Source organism: Pseudoxanthomonas sacheonensis, assembly GCF_031455975.1.
In the GTDB taxonomy this organism is placed as follows: Bacteria; Pseudomonadota; Gammaproteobacteria; order Xanthomonadales; family Xanthomonadaceae; genus Pseudoxanthomonas_A; species Pseudoxanthomonas_A sacheonensis_A.
On the sequence record NZ_JAVDTT010000003.1, the window covers coordinates 1 to 24160 of the forward strand.

Genomic DNA, 24160 nt, shown 5'->3' on the forward strand with positions numbered 1-24160 from the left:
CAGACGTCAGATCCACACCCGTGATCGGGAAAATGACCTCGCTTTCGTTGGCCGGGATCGTGACCGTCTCCGGGACCGTCAACTTGCTCGGATCACTGTTAATAAGAGTTACGACATAGCCACCTGGTTGTTGTGCGGGCAGGTAGGCTAAATTGTCAGTCGTCACACCAACCGATACTTCGTTCGGATACGAACGCATACCTTTGCCGGCTACGGCGGTGAGTTGGTTATTAGCATTGCGGATGCGTAACACCGGCTTGCCGGTCACTGTTACAGGCAGACTTGCCGATGCCATGCCAGGTGAGCTTGCGACAAGCGTAGTGCCGCCCTTCGTGATGCCGGTCAGGCTCAACTTCATCGCATTGCCCGTGATCTCGCCCTCGGCGATTGTGATACTGGAAGGTGCTACGGTTGCGATCGAGGGGTTCGTCGTTGACAGGTCGATCACCACCCCGCCTCTGGGCGCTGGACGTGACAGCGTCAGCACGTAGCTATGGGTGCGCTCCACCGGTACAGACAGATTGCTCAGCGAAGGGCTACCAATCCCGATATTTACCGTCTCTACCACCACAGCGGTGGTGGCCGACTGATAGTCAATGGCGGTGGCACTCAGATTTACGCTGCCGACGGCAACGCCGGTCAGATTGAAATTGGCGGCCGTCTCGCCTGCTGGAACCGTGAAGGTTGCTGGCACGCTGGCAATGCTCGGATTGCTACTCTGCAGGGCAACAAGCAGTCCGCCCGCAGGCGCCGGATCGGACAAAGTCAAAGGCAGCGAGCGCGTCAGCCCGGGAGCGACGAGTGCTCCTTCGGGCAACAGGATCGAAGCTGGACGAACGGAGATGGCTGCGCTGCCTCCGGCATACTCGAACGCTTGTGCAGTGAGGGTAGCGTTGCCGAGCGATGCGGTGGTGACCGTTACCGTTGCGATCTTGCTGCCGGAGGCGATGTTGACGGCAGCTGGTACCGACACTACTGCGGGATCGCTGCTGACCAGACTCACTTCCAGTCCGGAGGGCCCGGCAGCGACGCTCGACTGCAACGTAAACTCGACGCTGCGCCCTTGTCCGACCGAAAGAGACGCGGGAGACAGGGTCAGGGTCGGCGGCGCCACCACCGTCACCGAAGACTGGGCGCTCACGAAGCCGACCTTGCTGGCGGTCAGCACGGTGCCGCCCAGGCCAGTAGCATTCAAGCTAACGTCAGCAGTCGTCTGCCCGGCTGGCACCAGTGCCGTCGACGGTACCGAACCGACCGAGGGAACACTGGAGACCAAAGCGACGGTCATGCCACCACTGGGCGCTGGATACGGTATTCCGACGGTGAAGGTGCGACTGAAACCATTGGCCACGGTGGCGCTGGCAGGCTTGAGCGATAGCTTCGCGGTCTCCACCGGCAGCAACAGCGAGTTGGAAGTCAGGAATTCGGCAGGAGAAAGCGGGTCTGGCGTGCGCATGGCCACGCTCAGGTTGGCTGCCGCAGCAGGAGCCTCGATCATCGCGATCGCTTCAGTCGCCGATTGATACGTCGTGGCGACTTCGTTGCCGCCCACGATCACTTTCGAGGTAGGCAAAAAGCCCCGGCCGACTACGGCAACAGAAACCGAGCCCTGTCCAGTGAACAACTTGGCCGGACTCAGACTCGTCAATGTCGGCTGCGCCTGAGTGACCTCTAGCGGGCCGGACTTCGCCAACCCCGCATCGGTCATTGCCAACAAGAGTGCGGAGCCGACGGGTGTCTCAGCAGTTGCGCTGATCGTGAACTGGGCTTGCGTGGCGGTTGCTCCTGGAAGGAGCTGTGCGCTTAGCCCGGCTTGCTCGAAGCCAAGTTCGGTGAACCCAGTCAGCCTCGTACCAGTCAATGTGTAAGTCGCCGTTTCACCCTGCTGGATTGCGGCAGGAGAAATGCTGTTGATTGTCGGCGAGGCCCCTACCGAAACCATCCCCGTACGCACCAGGTAGGGTATGCCGCGCAAGCCCCAACGTACGTTTCCTGCAATGTCCCCCGCCGGCACGGCCACTGCGTTGAAGGTGTTGCCCGAAGCTGAATTGCCCACGCCGCTGGGCGAAGCCGCCAGATCGATCTCGACGGCCGGGCCAAGCTGATTTTCTATTTTCAGATGGTTGAACACGGGAGCAGACCCATTGACCACCAGTCCTCGGCCATGGGCGAAGCTCACGTAGTCGAGCCGGGTATTCACCGTGCCTGTGGTGAACACCCACTGATTCCAATCGCCCGGTGTTGCAGGCTGCCCTAACCTCACCTTGTCGGATAGCACGCGAACCGGACTCGCGCTGGTTCCGTTCGCCCGCACGCTGCCGGACTGGATTCGCAAGCCCGAGCCCTGCGCCATATAGACCACGACGCCCGGCGATATGGTCAAGGTGGCGCCACCCTGCACCACAACATCACCTGTCAACACGTACGGCGCCGAATCCACGGTCCATTGCGTGTCGACGGCAATAGCACCCTGGACAGGAGTGTCCGCATAGGCTTGCGCCACCAAGCCTAGCGACAACGCCAGCAAGCTAAGAAGATTGGACGCCGCGCGCATCGCCAGAGTTGGCCAAGCCATCGGACTCTTCGATGCCACTTCCTGTTTGCTGCGCACTGCCATGAATAAGCGCCTGTCGATAATTAGGATGAGCGAAGCGCGACAGCCAACAGAGGCGAAAACGCCGTGTGCCGGTGCCGAATACGGGTAACGACGGTCAAGGTTTTGCGCACAGCGGAGGTATTGAAGGCCCCAGATCCCGATCCTTCGCAGCAACCCATGCCGAATATCCGCCCGCTAGGTAAGTCGCCAAGCGGAAGCCCTGTCTTTTCAGCTCCCCGGCGGCGTTGCGTGACATCCCACCTGCTCCGTCAACCACGACTGTCCATCGCTGCTGGGAGAGCTTTTTGCTTTCGGCAGACAATTGATCGGGCAGAACGCGCAAAGAGTTTGCGAACTCCACAATGCCTTGCTGTTCGCCAGAAGACGGCCGGAGATCGATGATCTGGAGGTCGACCTCATCTCTCATTGCCTGCGAAAGCTGTCGTGGCGTGAGCGGAATCGGATCGTTCTGATCGAACGGCTGACCCATGGGAAGCTTTAGTCGTTCCCATTCCAGCGGCGTTCCAGTTAACCGCTGACTGGGCTCAACTGCCATAGGAGCAGCATTCCTATCGCGCAGAGCAAGCAGTTGCGCTGAGCGGAACGCCGGCGTACGGGCGTAGTAAATGATCCGTACAGGCCCAGAAGTTGGCGCATGCAGGCTATCCGCATCCGCATCGACAAGCAGGTAAGGGGTTCCACTGGCTTTGAGCGCCAAGACCCCTTCAGGTGTGATTTCCAGATCGACCGAACGATCGGATGCCACGGCCCCTTGGGCGCCAGACAGCACCTGCGCAGTAGCACCCATTGCGGCTTGGGCACTGGCTTGGAAATATACAAGGCAAAACAAAACCAATAGCGCGGCGCGGCATGCGCCTGCTTTGACGATAAGCACGGTGGAACCCCCTGAAAATCCATTTCCCTGACTAAACTGGGCAAGTTCCCCCTCGCCAAGCAGTCGTCACTAGATGGTGCCGACTTGTAAGACGATTGAGAAGATATCGAAATGAAAGCTGATCGCCAGTTCTGCTGTCTTCGGCACTTATTTCGCAACTTTTAGCAGATATATTTTCCGAATGACAACAGAAATGGACATCTTTGAGCCAGATCTACTGTCATGTTTAAGTCACTGTCTTTCTCACCATTTCTTGCTAATTATTTCTTTATAACCATTTCTTGCTAAGGCACATGCATGACGCTGTCTCAACGTATACGAACGCTACGACGAAAGAAGAAGCTCTCTCAGGAAGCATTGGCAGAACTCGTAGGGGTGCAACGAAGCGCAGTTTCCAATTGGGAATCGGCAGGCCCGGTCCAACCGGCGATCGCAAACATGATTTCAATCGCCAAGGCCACGAACGTATCGGTGGAATGGCTGGCCACCGGCCGAGGAACCATGCAATTGGGTCACGACCCGGAGATGGATGTGCTGGCGGTCGACGGAGAACTGGTAGACACCCCACTCGAGCGAGAACTGCTCGCACAGTTTCGGAAACTATCGCATCGCTCGCAAAACCTTCTCATGGAACTAGTCGAAGTGTTCGTTTCTGCTCAGCATGCGAAGCGCGGGAAGGGGCGAGCCGAATAATAGAATGTCAGCATCACTAAGCAATACCTTTGCACTGTGCCCGCGAGTTTTTCCTTAACGGATGCTGCTGGACCACTTCACTGGGTCAAATAGCACGCGTTCTTCCGCCGGTAGCTGAGTCGTGCGGCGACAATGCAAGCGCGCTCATCAGGTGATCAACCGCTTGAGGTCGCGGATTCAACTGGTCGATGCAACACACTGAAGGCTGCGTCTTGGTCGCGAACTTAGGCGCAATGAAGGCCCGCAAGTGTCCCATGACACCCATGGACCACCTCTTAAATCGAATCGCAGAGAAGTGCGAGCAACTCAAGTTCGCTCGGCTGGGCACTGACTGGCCGGCTCTGGCGCAGGTCCTCTCAATCCGGTCAGTCAGTTGCGATCGGTGCGCCAGCTGCGCGGATCTGCGAAGAGGGCAGAAGGAGCCTCGATCCTATTCGCTGGATCCGGCACGAAGTTGCTGGCCTCGCAACTTGAGGGCCACGCCTGGGTCGGCTGCGAGATGACCCAGCACTACGCCGACATCGCCCGCGAGCGTCTGGCCAACGCATAGCCCGATCAGCTGGCGGGAACCAGCCCAAGCTGCCCGAAAAAAGGACGAGATGGTCACCCCATACCCGGCGCGCGCAGTCGTCACCCCGCCACGCCTGCGGTCTATATAGGCCCCATTTTCTGCATCCCGGCGACCGCCAAAGCAGCGGCCCTGTCCGGGCGTTTCTGGGCCTTCTGGGGTTACGAACATGCCTGCGGAACCCGGCAAGAAAGGGCGGCTGGAAAGGCCTGTCAGGCGGCCTATGGCGAGGAAGCAGCCCAGCCCATTTTTTAGAGGTGCCCACCGGGAAAGGGTTATCTGGTTACCTGTCGCCCGGATGTGGGGTTATCTGATTGAATTTAAAGTAAACAAATAGATAACCCTGAGGGGTTACATCGGGGTTACCTTTTGGGAGGCCAGAGGTTACTTCATTGATTTGAAAGGGATTCCAGATTGTTAAAGGTAACCTTCCCGTAAGGTTACCTGATAACCAAAATGTTACCCCAATGTAACCTTGCAAAGGCTTATCTAACCCATTGAATATATGGATTAAATAGAACATTTTTATGGCATGTAACCTTTGTAACCTCTTTCCGATGGGGTCACTAGATTTGAAGGCCATCATGTACGAAGGCCAACCGCACGCCCGTGGTGCAAATTGTGTTTGCCGACTGGCGACGTCAGTCACGTGCCCCAGTCGCTCACCAAGTCACGCCGAACACCTCGGTACGAGGATCGTCCTCGCTTTTTGGTGTCCGAAATATCAGGGGTAGCTCCCAGCCGACCAATGCCCAATGCCCAATGCCCGGACAAGGTATGCGCGACGGTACCGTTATGCTGCAAGCTACGACGGCTCAGGCAGCGACGCCATGCCACGTTGTGCACCCTTATTAGTCCCTAGCACCAGGGGGGCAACTATGGGGGCAACAAACTGTAGGCTTGGCAGAAGTCCGCGCAAATTGGGCCTCCTGGACGGCTTTTTGATTGCCCTCCGCTCCACCAATAGGTGGTCCAGGGAAGTTCGATGAAGTACATGAAAGGCCGTGACTCTAGGGTTTCGGCCTTTTTTGTGTCCGCAGCAGTCCAGACGAATCTTTGCACTCAGGGACTAGTGGCTGTCTCGGTCCGAAGTGGACGTCGGCAACAATCAAATGCCGACACTGGATGACGGCTGAGCGTGTAACGGTCGGTCAGGTCGCGCCAGAAAGTATTTTCTTGCGCCGAATTCGCTGCATGTCGAGAAGCGACTACAGCTTGAATCATCAAGCCAAGCGAGCGCTGCTCTGGCGGCTCGCTTGGCGTCTTCGTTTCTACGCTTAGGGCGTGACGGTGCAGGTCAGCGTGAAGGTCACGCTTCCGTTCACCGGCAACGTCGGTATGGCGATACCGGTTTGCAGCGCGGTGGCTAAGGGGCCTCCCGTCGCGGCAGGACATGCGGCGCCATTGGTTTCCGAACCGCAAACTGCGCTGTTGCAGGTCAACCCTGATACCGCCGTATCCTGTACGACTGCGCCGTCCGCCGCATTCGGTCCCAAATTCGTGGCGACGATGGTGTACTGGCGGGGGCCGGCCGGCACGGTGTCGTCGGTGCGGTCCGCGGGTCCGTCGGTTGGCGTGTTGGTCTTGGTGATCCGCAAATCGGTGGCGGCCGCATTGGTGAACGTGCAGGTGATATTGGCGTCCGACGTCGTCGCCGCCGCATCCAGAAGAACCGTACCTGCTGCCAGGTTCGGCGTGGCTGTGCCGCCCGCGCCCAAGCCGGTGCACACGATGCTTTTCAGTACGAAACCGGTCGCCGGATTTTCGGTAAGCGTGGTGGGCGTGCCCGCCGCCGACAGCGACTGCGCCGCACCGGTGACCGCGGTGTTGGTCGCCGTGGTGGTCAGACTCTGCGCCGCGATGCCGTTGTCGCCGCTGAAGGTAAACGTACCCACGCCACCCGTAGTGATTTTGGCGAGGGTCACGGTCGGCGCCAATTGCGGCAGGGCCAACCGGTAATCCTCGACCTCGCCGTTGGTTGCCAGGCCGGTGGGATTCTGCACGTCGCCTTCGTCCGGGGCCAGGCGCAGGCGCATGTAGCTTGTCGCCTGCATCGCATAATCGGCCGGGATAGTCGTCCAAGTGAGCGCGACCTGACCGGCACCACTGCTGTCCAGACACTCCACGGGCTCCGAACCCTCGTCGGCATCGAAGCTGCCATTGCCGTCGAAGTCGATCCAGCCCCGCACCCACGCCGGCCCGACGCAGGCGACATTCGAGATCGTATAGCTGCTGCTGCCGGCCGTACCGCTCGGCGGCGGTACATTGGCGTAACCGCCTCCCAATGGGCCCGTGGTCTTGGGCAAGCCATCGACGTCGGAACCGCCGATCGAGCCATCGGCATCGGGATCCGGCTCGATGGTCGGGCCCAGGCGCACGCCGGGCACTACCGCTGCCAGGTTGGCCCGGTTGTTGTAATCCCCACCGGTGACCGCGATGCCACCGGCCCAATTGGTATTGAGCACGTGTACAGCGGCGCTACCGTAGGAGGCGGGAATGGCCTCGGAGAACTCAAGGTCGATCACCGCGCCCACGGCGACCGCGGAAACACCGCCGCCCCGCGCGATCACTCGAGCCGACAAAGCGCCGTCGATGAAGCCGACCAGGGCCGGGCCTGCGCGCAGCGAAGGCGTGGCATTGTTCTCGCAACTGACCGCGGGGGCCGGACCGGGCGGACCGGCGAAGCGGACTTCCTGTGGGCTTCCGGTCACGGTGACCGTGGAGCGGATATTGGTATTGCCGCCGCGGCATTGGGCGATCTCGTCGATCACTCGCAACGTGCCACCGTTGGTCAGGCGCGCCGCGACGTACTCACTGCCGCCGCTGGCCTCGGCGTCCGCGAACACCAAACCGCTGAGTGCAAAGGGCGCGCCGCCCAGAGTGGCGCTGCATGAGAAGTCGAACTCGACCGTCGTGCTGCCCGGCGTCGCCAGGCCCACGCTCAGCGTATTGGGGTTGGCGCCCTGCCCCGGTTGGTTGCCGCCGATGTTGTACAGGTCGTCGAGGCCGTCGCCCTGCCAGCTGCCCGGGTTGTAAACGAACAGGCCGTTGCCGGTGCCGGCCGTACGTGCAGCGTTGCTCAGCGTGCAGGTAATGTCGAGCCGGTTGGCGGCCGATGCCGGCGTGCCGACATTGAAGCCACGCGTGATCGTTTTGCCGGCGAACACATTTTCCCCGTTGGTGCCCCAGTCCACCCAGAAGATGCGTCCGCGGTGCGCGCCCGTACCGCCGGTGGCGAACTGCGCCTGTGCCGGCGCTATCACCGCCAACAGCAACAGCGCGCAAAAGGCCGCGCGGCTCGCGCGCTTCGATGTCCAGCTTGTTATTTTCGACCGCATCACATCCATCCCCTTAAGCAGACCTCCGGCGCTTCCACCGAAAGTCGATTCATATCAGTATTTGCCGACCAGGTTGAGGAACCAACCCTTGTGGTCGTAATCGAAATCGGTCAAGTCGTCGCTGAAATCGGTGAAGTTGTAACCCACGCCGACCCGGAAGTTGGCGCCGAGGTCGCGATCGATCCCAGCCAGAAAACCTTGCCGCGTGCCGCCGTCGGTCACATCCAGCCACCGGTATTCGGCCAGCGCGTGCCAGTCGTCGCCGAACTCGTAACGGATCTGCCCAGCGGCGAACGTCGCGGCCGAGTCGGCCCACTGCCCGGTCAAGCGTCCATAACGCACTTCGCCTTCACGCCGCATCAGCTTAGCGGCCAGTTCCAGACGATTATCCGGGTTGTAGACGCCTTCGAGCGATAGCACCTGGCTACGCTGGTCGTAGAAGGCGAAGTTATCGCCGACTTGCTGCATCGACGACACGTCGTACAGATAGGTGTACTTGCCCAACAGCGCCCAGCGGGTGGAATCGAACGGACGCCAGGCGAAGCCCAGATTGCCTTCGACGAACTTCGCACCCGCCGCGGTCGCCAGCTGATCTTCGGTTTCTGAATAGTTGAGACGCGCCGCAATTCGGAAACTTTCGTTGAACTTGTGCAGTAAACGGTGGGTGGTGACCCACTGTTCCCGGCGTTCGGCGCCGGTATCGCGGCGGAATTCCAGCTTGCTCTGCCATTGCGTGTCGACCGAGGTGCGGCCGCCGCTGATGCTGATCGCATTGCGGTCGACCTGGCCGACGCTGTTGTCCAACTCGGCGGTCTGCAGCGTGAAGCCCAGGTTCCAGCCCTGGCCCGGATAGAAATCCATGCCGAAGGTGTGCGCAAGGCCGGATTCGCCGGGCGCTTTCAGGAACTGGCTTTCGTTGAACAGGTTGACCTGGTTCGACAAACGCCAGCGCTGGCCCAACGTCCAGCCTGAGTTGAGCCGGTTGTTGAACAGCGGATCGTAGTCGGTGGTGTCGGTCGAATAGGTGTAGGCGCCGTACAACGAATGTTCCGGCGACAGACGATACTCGGCGTTCACCTGCGCCGCGTCGCCGCGATCGCCGCTGGTGACTTCGGCGCCGACCGTCGACAGGTCTCCGAACAGGTACTTGCCACCCAAGGTCAGCGCGTCGTTGTCGGCGTACTTGCCGCCGTCGTCGTCGACCGTCACCTGTGCGGTGCCGTACAGCTCCACTTTGCTGCCGATGCGCCGCAGGTAGCGGATGGCCGCCAGCGTACCGATGGCGTCGCCCGCATTCTGGTCCTCATCGATCCGGCGCAATTCGGCGCTGAGCGTGCTGGCGTCGTTGATGCGCCATTCGCCGGTGAGCTGCGCCTGGGTCAGCGATTCCAAACCGCGCTCGGCGCGGCTGTAACGCGAATAGATCTGGAAATCGTCGGTGACCATGCCCAGTACTTCGGCGCCCTGCTCTTCGACTTTCAAACCCTGATCGAAACGCGCGACCGAGAAACCGGCATCGGTCTGGCGCCACCAGGCACCGGCCGACCAGTCGCGCTTGGTCCAACCCAGCTCTTTCAGATTGGCCCGCGCTTCCACGCTGCTGGCATCGCCATCGCGCGCGCCCAGCCCCGAATTGAGCTCGGTGAAGCTCAAACCGCCGTTGTCGGAGAAGAACACCGGAACACTGGTTGCTTTCGAGGTCGCCTGTTCCAGTTTCAGATAGGTGCCGCGGCCGGCTTGCAGCGTGAGGTCGGCCCCGCGCAGGGAGTAATCCTCGCCCGCACGGTTCTCATCGACATAGGTCGCGCCGACCGCCAGATGGTCGCCGAACCAATGTTTGCCGCGGAAGCCCACGGTCAGTTCATCGGGATCGAAACCAGAAGGCACGTATTCGTAATCGGCCAGCAGCGCCTGGGTGAAGCCATCGAGCGGAGCGTCGCGGGTCAGCGTGGGAATATTCTCACGCGTGACCTGGGCCAACGGACGCGTCAACAACACGCGGCCCTGCAGTTCGTCGATCTCGTAATCGGCGCCACGCAGCAGTTCGACGCGCTTTTCCACGCGGCCGGTGGTGCCGTCGCGGATCTCCAGTACCAGCCGGTCCGAACCGGGCAACACGTCGGTGTGCTTGAGGTAGTACAAGCTGCCGCCGGTGCCGATGAACTCGCTATGGCCCGGTGCGGTCTGCGCCTGCGAACCGAAGGCGCGGAATTCGCTGCCCGGCTCGCCGACCGGCGTGTTGCGCTGGGAACGCCAATTGAAGGCACCGCCGTACAGCGCACGGGAATACTGGCCGTATTCGGTGCCGGTGATGCCGGTATTGAAGTTGCCCCACAGCGCCTGGTTCTTATCCCAGTCCACCCGCATGTACAGGCGACCCTGGGTATCGACGTCGCGGTAGGTGGTGGAATCGTCGCCGTACACCGGGTAATACAGGTCCGGATCGAGGCGACGGAAAATATCCTGCGGATCCGCGTCCCAAAAACCGCTGAACAGTTCGCTGACCTCGCGCTCCTGGGTATCGGCTTGCGCGGTGATCAGGTATTTGCCCTTGACCTTGCCTTTCAGATAGAACGCCAGGCGGCCTTCGAGCAGGAAGCTGTCGTCGAAACGGTCGTCCGCCGCCAACGGTTCGACCGAACCGCTGACCTCGTTGCCCGATGCGGTCAGGTCGGCGATGGCGACCGCGAACATGTAGCGACCGCTGACGTCGACATCCAGCGTGTGCTTGATCGTCCTCTGCTCGGGGCCATTCATTTCGATGGCGAACTGGTGCTGGCCAATCGGCACCAGATACTCCGCCACCAGTTTGCGTTCCATGTCGACCGGCTGGCTCTTGCCGTCGATGGTCAGCGAATAGCCTTCCGGAATATTGCGTCCCTGGATGCGGATGCGCGAACCATAGATGCCGATGTTCTGCTGGCGCAGACTGTTCTGGCCGAAGGCATCTTCGATCAGGCTCTGCTCCTGGGCCTGGGCCGTACTGAAGGCGGTGCCTAACTTGCTTTCGATTTCGCCGCGCAGCAATTGTGTACCGCGTTCGGCCTCTTCCGGCCTGACCAGTTGCAGACGGCGCGGATAGGTCTCGTCGTAGGCTTTATCGTCGTGGCCGTAAGCGCGAACGATGTACTGCAGTTCGTCGCCGGCGCGCAACGGCACGTCGTTGGGCAGAGCGCCGTCCCACTCGGCGTCGCTGACCGCGGCGACTTGCAGCGGCACGGTGGCCAGCGGCGTCACCAGATCCGCATCGCTGGCGCGATAGATCGTGATCTCGGCACGTTTGATGAAGGCCGGATAGTTGTTATAGACGTAGAAGCGCACCGGCTGGGTGACGCGGCTACCGTCGAAAGCGACGAAACTCGGCGCCGACACGCTCAGTTCCGGTTGGCCCAGGCTCGGGTCTTCGGTCGCCCAGATCACGCCGCCGTTGGGCAGCTGCACCGACCATTTACCGACAACCACGGCCTTACCGGGCTGTTCGGCTTCGACAGTGACGCGACGATCCGGCTGCAACGCCTGGGTCGTCGCCGTATCGCCAGCGGCCATCGGCTGACGTTCGCCGCGGGTGAGCACGCGCAACAGCACGCCTTGGTCGGGCGCGCAGGTATCGCCTGTGCAATCGACCTTGCCGCCGTTCGGCTTGACGCCTGCGTTGGCGTCGGCTGCTTGCGAGGATTCCTGTGCGGCCGCTAGCGGCGAAACGCCGGCGAGCAGGCAGATCAGGGTGTAATCGAGCAATTTCATTTTCATAGTCGTCATCGCCCCTTATCGGCCACGTTTGCCGGCAGGGGCTGCCGGGTTTTCATTGATATCGACGCGTAATTTCGCGCGCGCTTCGGGGCTGAGGCTGGCGGCAATCGCATCGAACACCGCCTTGGCACGGCGCAAGCCGAGGGCGGCGTTGTAGCTATCGCTGCCGCGCCGATCGGCGTGGCCGACGACCGCGATCGCACCGCCGTTCTGGCTCTGGATATGGGCCGCGAGCTTGGCGATCAGCGCCGAGTACTCGGGTTTGACCGTGGCCTTGTCGGTGTCGAACAGGAAGGTGCCGAGCACCGCCGATTCGCCGAGCGACAGCAACGTGCTGTCGGCATCGCCGATATCGGCGCGCAGCACAACGTCCACTTCCTTCGCCTGTTCCGGCGTGAGCTTGTCGAGCAATGCGGCGCGTACCGCCTGTGCGCGATCGAAAGCCAGAGCCTGCGATTCGCCGTTCGCGGAAATCACCACTTGTCCACCGCCGTGCTGGAGCACTTGCTCGACGATCTTGTCGATCACCGGTGCGAACTCGCTACGCAGCTGCGCGCTGCCGGCGTCGAACATCACCTGCGCCAGTTCCATTTCCACCCGTTGCTTGCCGCCTTCGACCAGGCCGGAGGGCAACTTGACCGGGAAGTCGAAGCGCACCGGTATGCCCGGAGTCAGGCGCCGCACCAACGGATTTTCGTCGGTGAACACGCTGCCCGGCGGCAAGGTGGCCGGATCGGCCTTGAGGATGAAGTTGCGACCGCGCTCCCACGGACCACCGGCCACGCCTTCCAGGTGGTAACGGCCGAACTGGTCGGTTTCGATCAGCAGACCTTCCACCGACGCGATGCGCACGCCGGGAATGCCGTGCTCGTCGACGCCGGCATTGCCGATGACGTATTCGACGCGATAGCCGCCGTCGATCTGGCTGACGCGACGTTCCACGGTGGGATCGGCGGCGGTCAGGCCCTTGGCGGCCGCGCCGCTGCGTTCGGTGCGGGTGTTGCCCGCAGCATCCATGCGCACGGTTACGCCCTGCTTGCTGGTCAGTACGAAGTCGTCGCTGAAGACGAGCGCGTTCAAGGTCTGGCCGATCACGACGGTGTGCGCTTCGACGGGATCCGCATCGGACTGGCGTCCTGCGATCGCGCCGATGTCCAAGCCGTGCAGCAGCGGTGCGCTGGCATCGGCTTGCGGAACCGGGCCCTGGCCGCGATCCAGCGTGGTCGAACCGGCCACGTAGGCGCTCGGCGCGAAACCGCCCTGCACGCGCACCTCTTCCAACCCAGCGCGATCCTGCCACTCATCGCCGTCGCGGTCGTCGAACACGGTGCCGATCAGCAGCGACTCGTCGAGCAGCGGATCGGCGACCAGTTGCACCTCGGCGGTCGCTTCGTTGGAGACGATATTTCCGCCGTCCTCGGCATGCGCGCGGTTGACATGCGTGCCCGGGCGGACGCCGGCACCGACGCGCAACAGATATTGCACCTTGGCCTGCTGGCCGACGAGGACGTCGAGTCGCTCGACACGGATCGGATAGGTACCGGCCAGGCTGCCGGCGCCATCGGCATCGGCCACCGCCAGCGAACCGGCGACATAGCTGAAGCCTGCCGGCGGCGTATCGATAAGCGTGAAATCGGTGACGTTGGCGGCGCCGACGTTCTCGATGGTCAGGGTATAGCGGACCAGGTCGCCGATCTTGACGTCGCGCGGACTGGCCTGCTTGACGATGCGCAGTTGCGCAGCGTCCACCACCGGGTGCGCCGTGGCGCAGGTCAGACAGCCAGGCTGGCCGCCAACGCTGCCGCCGCTGGCCACGACCGCATTGGCGACGTTGCCGTTGGCGTTCGCATTGACCGTGGCCGGATAGGCGAAGCTGTAGGAACCCGGCACCGTACCGGTCGGCAGCGTGCAAACGATGTTGCCGCCGTTGCTGGCGCAACCTGCAGGCAAGGCGCCGATGGTCAGACCCACTCCAGGCGTATCGGTCAACACGACCGGCTGGGTGACCGCGGCATTGGCCACCGTCACGGTCAGCGTGTACTGGATCGTGTCGCCGATGTTGACCGTGCTGCCGTTACCGGGCGCGGAGCTCTTGGACGCGTCCACCACTGGCGTGGCGATCGGATGATTGGTGCTGCAGCTGGTGCATTCGGGCGCGGTCGGGCCGCCGCCGGTCGCAGCGACGTTATTGCCGACCGCGCCGCTGGCCGTGGCCGCGACGACGGTCTGGTAAACAAAGGCGTAGTTGCCCGGAAGCGAACCGGCAGCGAGCGTGCATTGCAGGCCACTCGCGGTAGCCGTGCAGGCGCCGCCCGCAGGCACGCTGGGCGTGCCGGTCAGGCTATGGGCGCCGCTCAGCGTGTCGGCCAGCACCACCGGCGTCAGGGTCGCCGAATTGGCGACGGTGGCGGTGACGGTGTAGGTGATCACGTCGCCGGCGTTCACCGTGGTGCCGCTGGCCGGGTTGGAAGATTTGGCTACCGTGACTCGCGGCTCGATGATCGTATGCGTGGTGGTGCAGCCACCTGCGGTGCAGGTCGGGTTGTCGGGACCGCTCGGCACCACGTTGTTGCCGACCGAACCAGTCGCATTCGCATCGACCGTGACCGGATAAACGAACGTGTGATTGCCCGGCAAACTTCCCGCGGCAAGCGTGCAGGTCGCTACCTGCCCCGCCGCTGTGCAACCTGCAGGCAGGGTGCCGAAGGTCTGTCCGGCACTTAGCGTGTCGGTCAGGACGACGGGCGCGGTGGTCGCCGAATTGGCGACGGTCGCAGTCAACGTGTACTGGATCGTATCGCCCGGGGCGACCGTGCTGCCGCTGGCCGGATTGGACGATTTGGCCACCGTCACCGCCGTGGCGATGATCGTATGCGTGGTCGTGCAACCGCCTGCCGCACAAGTCGGATTGTCGGTGCCGCTCGGCACGACGTTGTTACCGATAGAGCCGGTCGCGTTGGAGTCGACCGTGACCGCGTAGGCGAAGGTGTGGCTGCCCGGCAGCGCACCGGCACCCAGTACGCAAGTCACCACTCGTACTGCCGCGGAACAGCCGGCCGGCAAAGTGCCCAGCGTCTGGCCGGCACTGAGCGTGTCGGTCAGGGTAACGGCGCCAGTCGTGGCCGAATTGGCGACGTTGACCGTCAAGGTATAGCCGATCGTGTCGCCCGGATCGACGGTCGTGCCACTGGCCGGGTTCGAAGACTTGGCCACCGTCACCACGGTCGGCACGATCTGATGCGTGGTCGCGCATCCGCTCGACGAGCAGACCGGATTATCCGGGCCGCTGGGCACGACACTGTTGTTGATCGAACCGGTCGCGCTGGCATCGACCGTCGCGCTGTAGACGAAGGTGTACGGACTGCCACTGGGCAAGGCGCCGGGCGCCAGCGTGCAGGTCACGACCCGACCCGACGCAGCACAACCCGCCGGAAGCGTACCCAGCGTCTGGCCGGCGCTCAGCGTATCGGTCAGGGTGACCGCTGCGGTAGTAGCCGACTGGGTGACGTCTACCGTCAGCGTGTACTGGATGGTGTCGCCTGGGCTCACGGTCGTGCCGGACGCGGGATTCGACGACTTGGACACCACCACGGCCGTCGCGACGATCGAGTGCGTGGTCGTGCAACCGGCTGGCGCGCAAGTCGGATTGTCCGGACCGCTGGGCACGACATTGTTGCCGATCGAACCGACTGCATCGGCATCGACGGTCACCGGATAGGTGAAGATGTAGTTGCCCGGCAAGGAATTGGCGGCGAGCGTGCAGGTCACCACCTGGCCCGCAGGCGTGCAGCCGGCCGGCAGCGTGCCTAGTGTCTGGCCCGCGCTCAGCGTGTCGGTCAGGGTGACGACGCCAATCGTGGCCGAATTGGCGACGTTGACCGTCAAGGTGTATTGGATGGCGTCGCCGGGATTCACGGTCGTGCCACTGGCCGGATTGGACGCCTTGGAGACGGTGACGGCCGGCGCCACGATCGTATGCGTGGTCGTGCAACCACCCACCGCACAAGTCGGATTGTCGGGGCCGCTCGGCACCACGACGTTGCCGATCGAGCCGGTCGCATTGGCATTAACGGTGGCGTTATAGGCGAAGGTGTACGGACTGCCGCTCGGCAACGCGCCGCCCGCAAGCACACAGGTCACGACCTGGCCCGCAGCGGTGCAACCGGCCGGCATCACGCCCAGCGTCTGGCCCGAGCTCAGCGTATCGGTCAGCGTCACAGCGCCGGTGGTCGCCGAATTGACGACATTCACCGTCAGCGTGTACTGGATCGTGTCGCCGGGATCGACGACCGTGCCGCTGGCCGGATTCGACGATTTGAAAACGGTGACGCCCGGTGCGACGAGGGTATGCGTGGTCGCGCAACCGCCCGCGATGCAAGTCGGATTATCCGGACCGCTCGGCACGACGGCATTGCTGATCGAGCCGGTCGCATTCGCATTAACGGTGGCGCTGTAGGTGAAGGTGTACGGACTGCCGCTCGGCAAGGCACCGCCCGCAAGCACGCAGGTCACGACCTGGCTCGCAGCTGTGCAGCCGGTCGGCATTGCGCCCAGCGTCTGACCCGCGCTCAATGTGTCGGTCAAAGTGACATCGCCGGTGGTCGACGAATTGGCGACGTTTACCGTCAGCGTGTACTGGACCGTGTCGCCTGGATTGACCGTACTGCCGCTGACCGGATTGGATGCCTTCGACACGGTGATCGTCGGCGAAACGATCGTATGCGTGGTCGCGCAAGCGCCGGCCACGCAAGTCGGGTTGTCGGGACCGCTCGGCAGGACGACGTTGCCGATCGAGCCGGTCGCATCCGCATTAACGGTGGCGCTGTAGGTAAAGGAGTACGGACTGCCGCTCGGCAAGGCACCGCCCGCAAGCACGCAGGTCACGACCTGGCTCGCAGCCGTGCAGCCGGTCGGCAGCGCACCTAGCGTCTGGCCCGCGCTCAGCGTATCGGTCAGCGTCACATCATCGGTGGTCGACGAATTGGCGACGTTCACCGTCAGCGTGTACTGGATCGTGTCGCCCGGATTGACCGTGCTTCCGCTGACCGGATTGGATGCCTTCGACACGGTGACCGTCGGCGAAACAATCGGATGCGTGGTCGCGCAAGCGCCGACCGCGCAAGTGGGATTATCGGTACCGCTGGGCACGACGCTGTTGCCGACCGAACCGGTCGCACCAGCATTCACCGTTGCGGGGTAGACGAACGTGTGGTTGCCCACTGCGGCCCCGGTGTTCAACACGCAGGTCACGACCTGCGCGGCAACCGAGCAACCGCTGGGCATCGCGCCTGGCGTCTGGCCCGCGCTCAGCGTATCGGTCAGCGTCACAGCGCCAGTCGTCGCCGAATTGGCGACCGTCACGGTCAAGGTGTAGTTGATCGTATCGCCCGGCGTCACGGTGTCGCCGCTGGTCGGGTTCGACGTCTTCGTCACCGTGACTACCGGCGCAATGGGTGTGGTCGCGACGCAGGTGTTGCCAGCCGCCGCGCAGTCCACGCCCTTCACCGCCACTGCATTGGAGATGCTGGCCAGGTTGGCCGGCAGCGGATCGTCGACTCGGGTTACGAAGTCCAGCGTCTCGCTGGTGCCGGCCGCGATGTTGACCGTATTCGTGTTGCTGCAGCTCGCGCCCGCACAGGTGAAGTCGTTTCCTGCGGCGACATAGGTCGTATTCGCCGGAAGCGGACTGTCGACGATGTCGCCGGGGAACAGGGTCGCGGCCAGATCGCCGCCGGCATGCGCGATTTCGATGTGATAGGTCAGCAGGTCGTTGGGCTTGACGGCTGCGCCAGCGACGTAAGGCGCGCCGTTGACCAGACCAAGCGTCTTCGTCACGCGCAACTCGGCCGGTTGCGGCGCGGCCGGGAACGCGCAAGACGCCAAGTCGCGTGCTTGGCTCACGGCGCTCTGTCCGACTTGAGTGATCGCGCCGGTACGGAAATCGAGCGCGTAGTAGGCGTTCGCCGTTCCGTTGGTCGCCAGATACAAACGGTCATCGTTGCCGAAAGCCACGCCGGCCCATCCGATCGTGCTCGGCGAACCGTTCAGCAGCGGGCGCTGCTGACGCACGGCATCCAAGGTCGAGAAGTCGATCTTGTAGATGTCCTGACCGACGCTCATCCAGCCGTTGCTGGCCGCGTCGAAGGCCATATCGCCCGAACCGATACCGGTACCGCTCGGGGGGAAATCGAAGGACAACTCGCCGAGCGGGGTGATCGTGTAATCGAACGCGCCCGACGCGGTGACGCTCCAGACTTCCGGAGTAGCGTCGTTGCCGGCCATGAGGTAGCCGATGCCGGAAGGCGTCATGCCCGCCCGCGGCAGGTCCACGGATGTCATCGGCGGAGCGGCCTGGTACCAGCCGCCGTTGGCCGGATCGTAGGCCCACAGCTGCGCATCACCACCCGCATAGCTGATGACCAACAGCCGATTCCTGACCGGATCGATCATCAGAGCGTTGAAGTTCGTCGTCGCCGGGGCAACCGGCAGATCCAGCGCAGGCACCAGGGTGTCGGTACCGCTAAGGTCGAAGCGGTAGAAATTGCCGACCCTCGTCGCGCCCGGCGGGGGCGTGGATTGGGTGACGTTGTAGACCGTGTTGGCGGTGCAGAAATTGATCACCGGCACCGAACTTACCGGAGTCGGATCGCTCGGGTTGCAGCGCGGCTGGGTGGCGCCGCTGGCCGGACAGGTGGGGTCCCCACCGCCGCTCGCGCGTGCGGTGTTGGTGACGTTCGGCGCAGCCGCGGCAGCCACCGCGACAGTCAAGGTGATGACCGGAGCCGAAGTCTGGGATGCAATCACGGCAGTGGTGTTGCAGGTAACGACCTGCCCCGCCGGAGCGCAGGTCCAGCCAGTGCCGGTCGCCGAGACGTAGCTCAGGCCCGTGGGCAATGTATCTTCTACGGTGATGGTGCCGGCGGTAGGTGCTGCGGTCGGTCCGCTACTGGTGTTGCTGAGGGTCAGTGTGTAGACGCCGTTGGTGCCGACCAGGAAAGCGGCACTGTGGGTTTTGGTCAGCGTGAGCTGCGGCGCCGCCAAGACGATCGGATCGTCGTCCGTCGCCGTATTGTTGCCGGCGCCCGAATCGTCCATGCCTGTCGGAGGCGTGATCACCACGGTATTGACCGCGTTCTGCGCCAACGCTGCTTGACTCGTGCCGAGCGCAATCAGAAACAACAAGGCCGACACAGCAAAACGACGGCCAGCGGCCATCCAAAGATTACCCAGATTCACCCAACCGCTCCCCATCAAGCGCAGCCATCGAAGGCCTGCACCTTTTACGTTTAAGTGGCTCGCATACAGCGTGGCTGTGATGGAGCGTCCTTTTTGATGTCACCAGCGTTCTGGTGAAATCACCCAACTATTTCTCTCCGCAGGCTCCAGACGTCAAAGCCAACGCACTGAAACCCACGGCCACCCGCAAGGGATCGCCGCAAGATCTACAAACAGAGAAGGATGGATCTGCAGCAATGCAGGGCGGCACAGTTGATGTGCCTGCCCCGGACGCTGAATGGCCCCTGTTTTAGGTGGGGCAATTTATTTATTCGTGACCTGAATCACAAGCACGAAAGATTTCGCTATATATCCAAATATTGCATCTTGCCGCGAAGGCCGCGGCCGTGCCCGTGTCCGCAAGACAATAGAAGACAAGACAAGGAGCCCTTTGAAAGCATGGGCTTCGTCTCTGCAAGCATTGGATCGCGATGCTCCCTTCCCCAGGGGCATTCGACGTTTGCGGTTGATCCCCGTAGACGCACAGACTGACGCCACTCAGAACGAAAGCATATAACCCATCTTCCGCACCGCCGAGAGCGGCAATTCGTGGCCTGCCTTGGTTTCCACTTTTCGCCGGAGGCGGTGAATCAGCATATCCAGTCGGCTAGGATCGAAGTCCTCGATGATACCGTCCAGTTCGGCGACGAGGTCTTCTCTGGGAACCGGCTTATCGGCGGATTCGAGCTTCTGCAGCACCGCCCGCTCGGGCACCGACAGCGCGATCACGCTGCCGTTGGGGGCGACCAGTCTCCAGCCGTTGGCTTCGATCCGCCAGCGTTCGCTCGGAGCAAATGCCTGGGCAAGAGGTCTGGCCGACATCCTGCGTGACAAGCTGTGCAAGGCAGTGGCCAGCAACTCCACGTCCAGAGGTTTGGTGAAATAGACGTCGGCGCCTTCGGCCAGTCCGCGTATATGGTCGGATTGGGAATGGCGGCCGGTCAGCATGATGATCCCCGCACCGGTGGTCTCGCGCAGGTGCTTGGCCACAGCGAAACCATCGTCGTCCGGGAGTCCGACATCCAGCACTATCAGCCCGCAGGAATTGCTCGCCAGCCATTTATAGAGCTCGACGGCGCTGCCCAAGCCGACGGGCTTGAACCCGAAGCGCCGTAGACCGGGGACAAGGATTTTGTCGCGCAATTCCGCATCGTCTTCGACGACCAGAACGCACTCCAGTTCCAATTTACTCACAGGAACATCCTTCAACTTTCCACAGTTGTCCCGTCATTGTCCTGAGGACAACATCATGACCATGGGATGGATGAGAAAATGATTGCTGCTGATTGCTATTGTTGTTTTAACGCAAACTTTATACTAAACAGAGTAGTTCAATATCAAAATATTGCAAACTATTTAGAAATATTCGTTTCGCCTTGCGCAAAAAACAACGCCGACTTGCGTCGAATTTTGCACGGCGTCACAAAAATATTGAAATGATGGGTTGCATGTTGTTCTCTACCAACATTTCCCATTTCGCGCGGATCGAGGACTATGAAGCTTCGTGGTTATCCACGCTTAGTCGCGATCTTTCTGATCACGGCAAGCATGTTGTTCATCGGCGCCAGTTATTGGCACTACGGGCTCAAGGCCCAGGCCTTTTTACAGCTGAGCCACATGATTCCCCTGCTTTTCGCCGGCTTGATGCTGGGCAGGCGGGCGGTATGGCTGACCGCGGCGGCCAGCATTGGCGCGATCCTGCTCGGTACGACGGCCGATTTCCGCCACGCCGGAGCGGGCTTGAGCGAAAGCCTGACCAACCTGACCCAGCCCGCTTTGGCATGCCTGATCATCGCGCTGATCCTGGACCGTCTGATCGCCAAGTCCAATCATGCCGATCAACGCAGCCGGGACCTGGACCTGGTCTGCGATGAGCTGGAAACGGAAATCCGCGCCAAGGAACAGAAACAGGCGCAATTGATCCATTCGCAGAAGATGGACGCCCTGGGCCAATTGGCAGGAGGCATTGCTCACGACTTCAACAACCTGCTCAGCGTCATCCTTGGCTATGCCACCGACCCTTTGAACGTGATCAAGTCGGAGCAGGCGATGGACAGCCTGGATGCCATCGAAAAGGCAGCGCGTCGCGGCGGCGAGGTGACCCGCCGCCTGCTTTCCCTGAGCCGCACTCCCGGCCCCGTCACCACATTCGATGCAGGCGAGGCGCTGCGCGAATTGGCGCCGCTGCTGCGCTCGCTATTCAATAAGAGAACCCGCGTGCTGCTCGACATTCCGGCCGGGGCCTTTCCCCTGCATATGGACAGGCACGAGTTCGACCTGGCGATCCTCAACATCGCAAGCAACGCACGCGATGCCATGCCCGACGAGGGAGTGTTCAAGGCGGCTATCGACAAACTTGGAACGCAGGTCGTGGTGGTGCTTACCGACACCGGACATGGCATGCCGTCGGAAGTCCGCGAACGAATTTTCGAGCCGTTCTATACCACCAAGCCGGAAGGCATAGGCACGGGGATCGGGATGGCCGTGGTTTACCAATCGATCACCGAAGCGGGGGGGACCGTCAGGGTGGCGAACAGCGATGGCAACGGCACCGCCATACTCATAGAGCTACCGGAAGCCGGACAAGACAATCCTCCTATAGCCGGTAACGAGGGTCTAGCCGCGCATGCCTCTTCCGGTGATGCGGCCCAGGCGATCGTTGTGCCTGCTGGATGACTGGTATTCGCGGGTGCGCCACATCACGGTCAGCAACGCCAGCAATGCGATCAAAGGCCAAAGCCACTGACGCTGATACCACGGGATAGGACGCGAAATCCTGACTGTCGCCGATGGGGACCAGGATCCGCCCCGATTGCGTGCCTGCACTTCGAATACATGCTCGCCCCAAGGCACATCCTGGAAAATGATGTTGCGGGTCGAACCGGCATTGGTCCACTTCGAATCGACGCCCGACATTCGGTAGCGAAAGCTGAGCTGGTCCGGGTTTGTAAGGTTGATGGCGGTATATTCGATTTCCAGAAGCTGCGCGGAGGTATCGAGCACCACAGTCTTCAGCGGATCGTGCTTCAAACCGGCACTCGTGACCCGTTCTATGTGCACCCTCGGCGTAAGCGCAGAGACCTCGACCAGCTTGGCGGGATCGATCTCGGCAAACCCTCTTACCAATGCGAACCATAGATGTCCCTTCTCATCCTGATGGCAAGCGGATTGCGTGCCGCCATTGAGCTCGAACGAAACCGATCCGGAACTGACGGCAAACGGTACCGATTCGAACTTCTCTCCCTGCTGGCTGGCGCTCGGCAGCACGGAAATACCGCGATTGCCTCCCAGCCACATCTGCCCGGTGCCGTCGGCGAGGATGCAGGAAACGGTATCGTCGAACAGGCCGTTGCTTTCATCGTAGTGCGTAATCCTGCCGTTCTCGATTCGGTTCAGGCCGGCCCCATAGGTGCCGATCCACAGAACACCGCGGCTGTCTTCGTATAGGGAACGGGCGAACCGGCTGGACAGGCCCTGCTCGGGTGTCCAGCGCTCGACGATGCGGTCTTTATCCAGGCGTACTACCCCGTAGTCACCGACAAACCACACACCTCCCTTGCGGGCATCGATCATTTTCTTGACCGTAAGACCCTCCAGCACCTTTACCGGCTGCGAGAGAGCGAACACCCCGGCGTTTGTCCTCTGGACTTTGAATGTGTGCCCATCGGCGGCCAACCAGTAATCACCGTCATCCGATTGCCAGATCTGCAGATTCGCGAAATTCGAAGACGACGGTATCGTTTCCGCCACTCCGCCGGCGATACGCTGCAATCCGGCATGCGCGGTGCCTAGCCACAGATTGCCCTCGGCGTCACGAAGCAAGCTGACGACGCATTCCTCCTTCTTTACGATGCTCGTGCGAGGCGTTTCATAGGTTCCGTCTTCAAGACGATGGCGCACACCGCCACAGGCGAAGCCAAGCCAGGTGCCGCCCATGCCGTCGCCGACCACGGCTCGGCCCCCTGCTCCGAACACCGAATGATCATCTGTATTGCCTCGAAGTATCGCCTTGCTGAGCTGCGCGCTCCATAAACCCTTTCCGCCGCTGCCTAGCCAAAGGGTGCCGTTGCGGTCGCGCCAGACCGCGTTGACCGACATCGGAGGAAGGCCCGAGAAAGGCTGCAGTTCACCCGAAAGATCGGTGTGCAGCAATCGCCCCGATTTGGTGGAGACCCAGAGAGTTCCATCCTGAGACTCCACCAGACTCGCATCCACCTCGACGGACTTCGGCGTCCAGGAAGACCGCAAGGGATCGAACCGATAAAGTCCCTTGTTGGTCATCATCCAGATATTTCCGCCAAGCTCGACCATCTGCCATGTCGAGCTAATGCCTTGCGGAAGCGGGACGGGAACGATGCCTTCGCCTGCAATCCTCCCCATCCGTTTGCCCACTCCGTTCACGTAGGCATGGGCATCGTTCCCAACGGCAACCCGGGTATAAATTCCCGCGGTTTTATCCTCGATCAACGTTGCCCGAAGCGTATCGGTGTCTATACGAAATACGCCCGCGTCGGTGGTGGCCCACAGGGTTCCTGCGACTTGTGACGAAAGTGCGATCACTTGGCAGGTTCCGCCGCAGATCCGCAGTTGCTGGAAGCGTCCGTGGTCGTAGAGGCTCAAGCCTCCATCCTGAGTACCGATCCAAATGCGTCCTTTGGCGTCTTCGCGGAGCACCACTATGCGGTCGCTGCCAGGTCCTCCCCTGTCCTTTGGGTCCAGACGGACGGGATTGCCGTGGGTCGCGCGCAGCGTGGTGAATTTCTCACCGTCGAAACGCACCAGGCCGCCAAACGTTCCCAGCCACAAATATCCGTCCTGCCCCTGCAGGAGCGCAGTGACCGCGTTCTGGGAGAAACCGTCTTCGTGACCATAGCCGCGGATAATGTTCTGGTATTCGGCAGTCGGTGCCGTTTCCACCGGTGCGGCCAGGCTACTGACAGATGCCAGAACGGATACGAGCACGATCAGAGGTTGCACCAGCGGACGAATCCATGCTCCTCTCGAGACGGCCGTTGAGAGTGACCGCAGTCGTCGGCTTCCGGCAG

At 61.9% G+C, this 24160-nt stretch carries 9 protein-coding genes; 2 read left to right on the forward strand and 7 right to left on the reverse strand.

From position 1 onward, the window contains the following. The coding region (locus J2W94_RS12285) for a hypothetical protein (protein WP_310093767.1) at nucleotides 1-2617 on the reverse strand (2617 nt) is incomplete at its 3' end. 94 nt (nucleotides 2618-2711) lie between these two features. Beyond that, nucleotides 2712-3491, reverse strand: coding sequence for a rhodanese-like domain-containing protein (locus J2W94_RS12290; RefSeq protein WP_310093769.1), 780 nt, complete (start codon nucleotides 3489-3491; stop codon nucleotides 2712-2714). Between the two features lie 297 nt (nucleotides 3492-3788). Here J2W94_RS12290 and J2W94_RS12295 point away from each other — a divergent pair, with 297 nt between their 5' ends. After that, nucleotides 3789-4184 (forward strand): helix-turn-helix transcriptional regulator, encoded by a 396-nt coding sequence (locus J2W94_RS12295; RefSeq protein WP_310093772.1) that lies wholly within the window; start codon nucleotides 3789-3791, stop codon nucleotides 4182-4184. Between the two features lie 1845 nt (nucleotides 4185-6029). Here J2W94_RS12295 and J2W94_RS12305 read toward each other — a convergent pair. From J2W94_RS12305 to J2W94_RS12320, 4 genes are all read right to left on the reverse strand, one after another. Continuing rightward, nucleotides 6030-8090 carry a CshA/CshB family fibrillar adhesin-related protein gene (locus J2W94_RS12305; RefSeq protein ID WP_310093775.1) on the reverse strand — a complete coding sequence of 687 codons (2061 nt, stop codon included), beginning with the start codon at nucleotides 8088-8090 and terminating at the stop codon, nucleotides 6030-6032. Between the two features lie 54 nt (nucleotides 8091-8144). After that, entirely contained in the window at nucleotides 8145-11834 is a 3690-nt protein-coding gene (locus J2W94_RS12310; RefSeq protein WP_310093778.1) for a hypothetical protein, read from the reverse strand. 21 nt (nucleotides 11835-11855) lie between these two features. Continuing rightward, nucleotides 11856-19055 carry an OmpA family protein gene (locus tag J2W94_RS12315; RefSeq protein ID WP_310093781.1) on the reverse strand — a complete coding sequence of 2400 codons (7200 nt, stop codon included), beginning with the start codon at nucleotides 19053-19055 and terminating at the stop codon, nucleotides 11856-11858. A 558-nt stretch (nucleotides 19056-19613) separates the two neighbouring features. Then, nucleotides 19614-20309 carry a response regulator transcription factor gene (locus J2W94_RS12320; RefSeq protein WP_310093784.1) on the reverse strand — a complete coding sequence of 232 codons (696 nt, stop codon included), beginning with the start codon at nucleotides 20307-20309 and terminating at the stop codon, nucleotides 19614-19616. Between the two features lie 300 nt (nucleotides 20310-20609). On the opposite strand from J2W94_RS12320, the gene J2W94_RS12325 reads away from it, so the two are divergent. Beyond that, a complete protein-coding gene (locus J2W94_RS12325; protein ID WP_310093787.1) occupies nucleotides 20610-21791 on the forward strand; it encodes a sensor histidine kinase in 1182 nt (393 codons plus the stop codon). Here the strand turns inward: J2W94_RS12325 and J2W94_RS12330 are convergent. Continuing rightward, nucleotides 21732-24092 (reverse strand): ligand-binding sensor domain-containing protein, encoded by a 2361-nt coding sequence (locus tag J2W94_RS12330; protein ID WP_310093790.1) that lies wholly within the window; start codon nucleotides 24090-24092, stop codon nucleotides 21732-21734. The two genes, J2W94_RS12325 and J2W94_RS12330, sit on opposite strands and share 60 nt — an antisense overlap. Nucleotides 24093-24160: the final 68 nt, after the last annotated feature.

Bases quoted from the DNA above. Each gene is read 5' to 3' on its own strand.
- J2W94_RS12295 (WP_310093772.1), top strand. From the start codon at position 3,789: ATGACGCTGTCTCAACGTATACGAACGCTACGACGAAAGAAGAAGCTC.
- J2W94_RS12305 (WP_310093775.1), bottom strand. From the start codon at position 8,090: ATGCGGTCGAAAATAACAAGCTGGACATCGAAGCGCGCGAGCCGCGCG.
- J2W94_RS12310 (WP_310093778.1), bottom strand. From the start codon at position 11,834: ATGAAATTGCTCGATTACACCCTGATCTGCCTGCTCGCCGGCGTTTCG.
- J2W94_RS12315 (WP_310093781.1), bottom strand. From the start codon at position 19,055: ATGGCCGCTGGCCGTCGTTTTGCTGTGTCGGCCTTGTTGTTTCTGATT.
- J2W94_RS12325 (WP_310093787.1), top strand. From the start codon at position 20,610: ATGAAGCTTCGTGGTTATCCACGCTTAGTCGCGATCTTTCTGATCACG.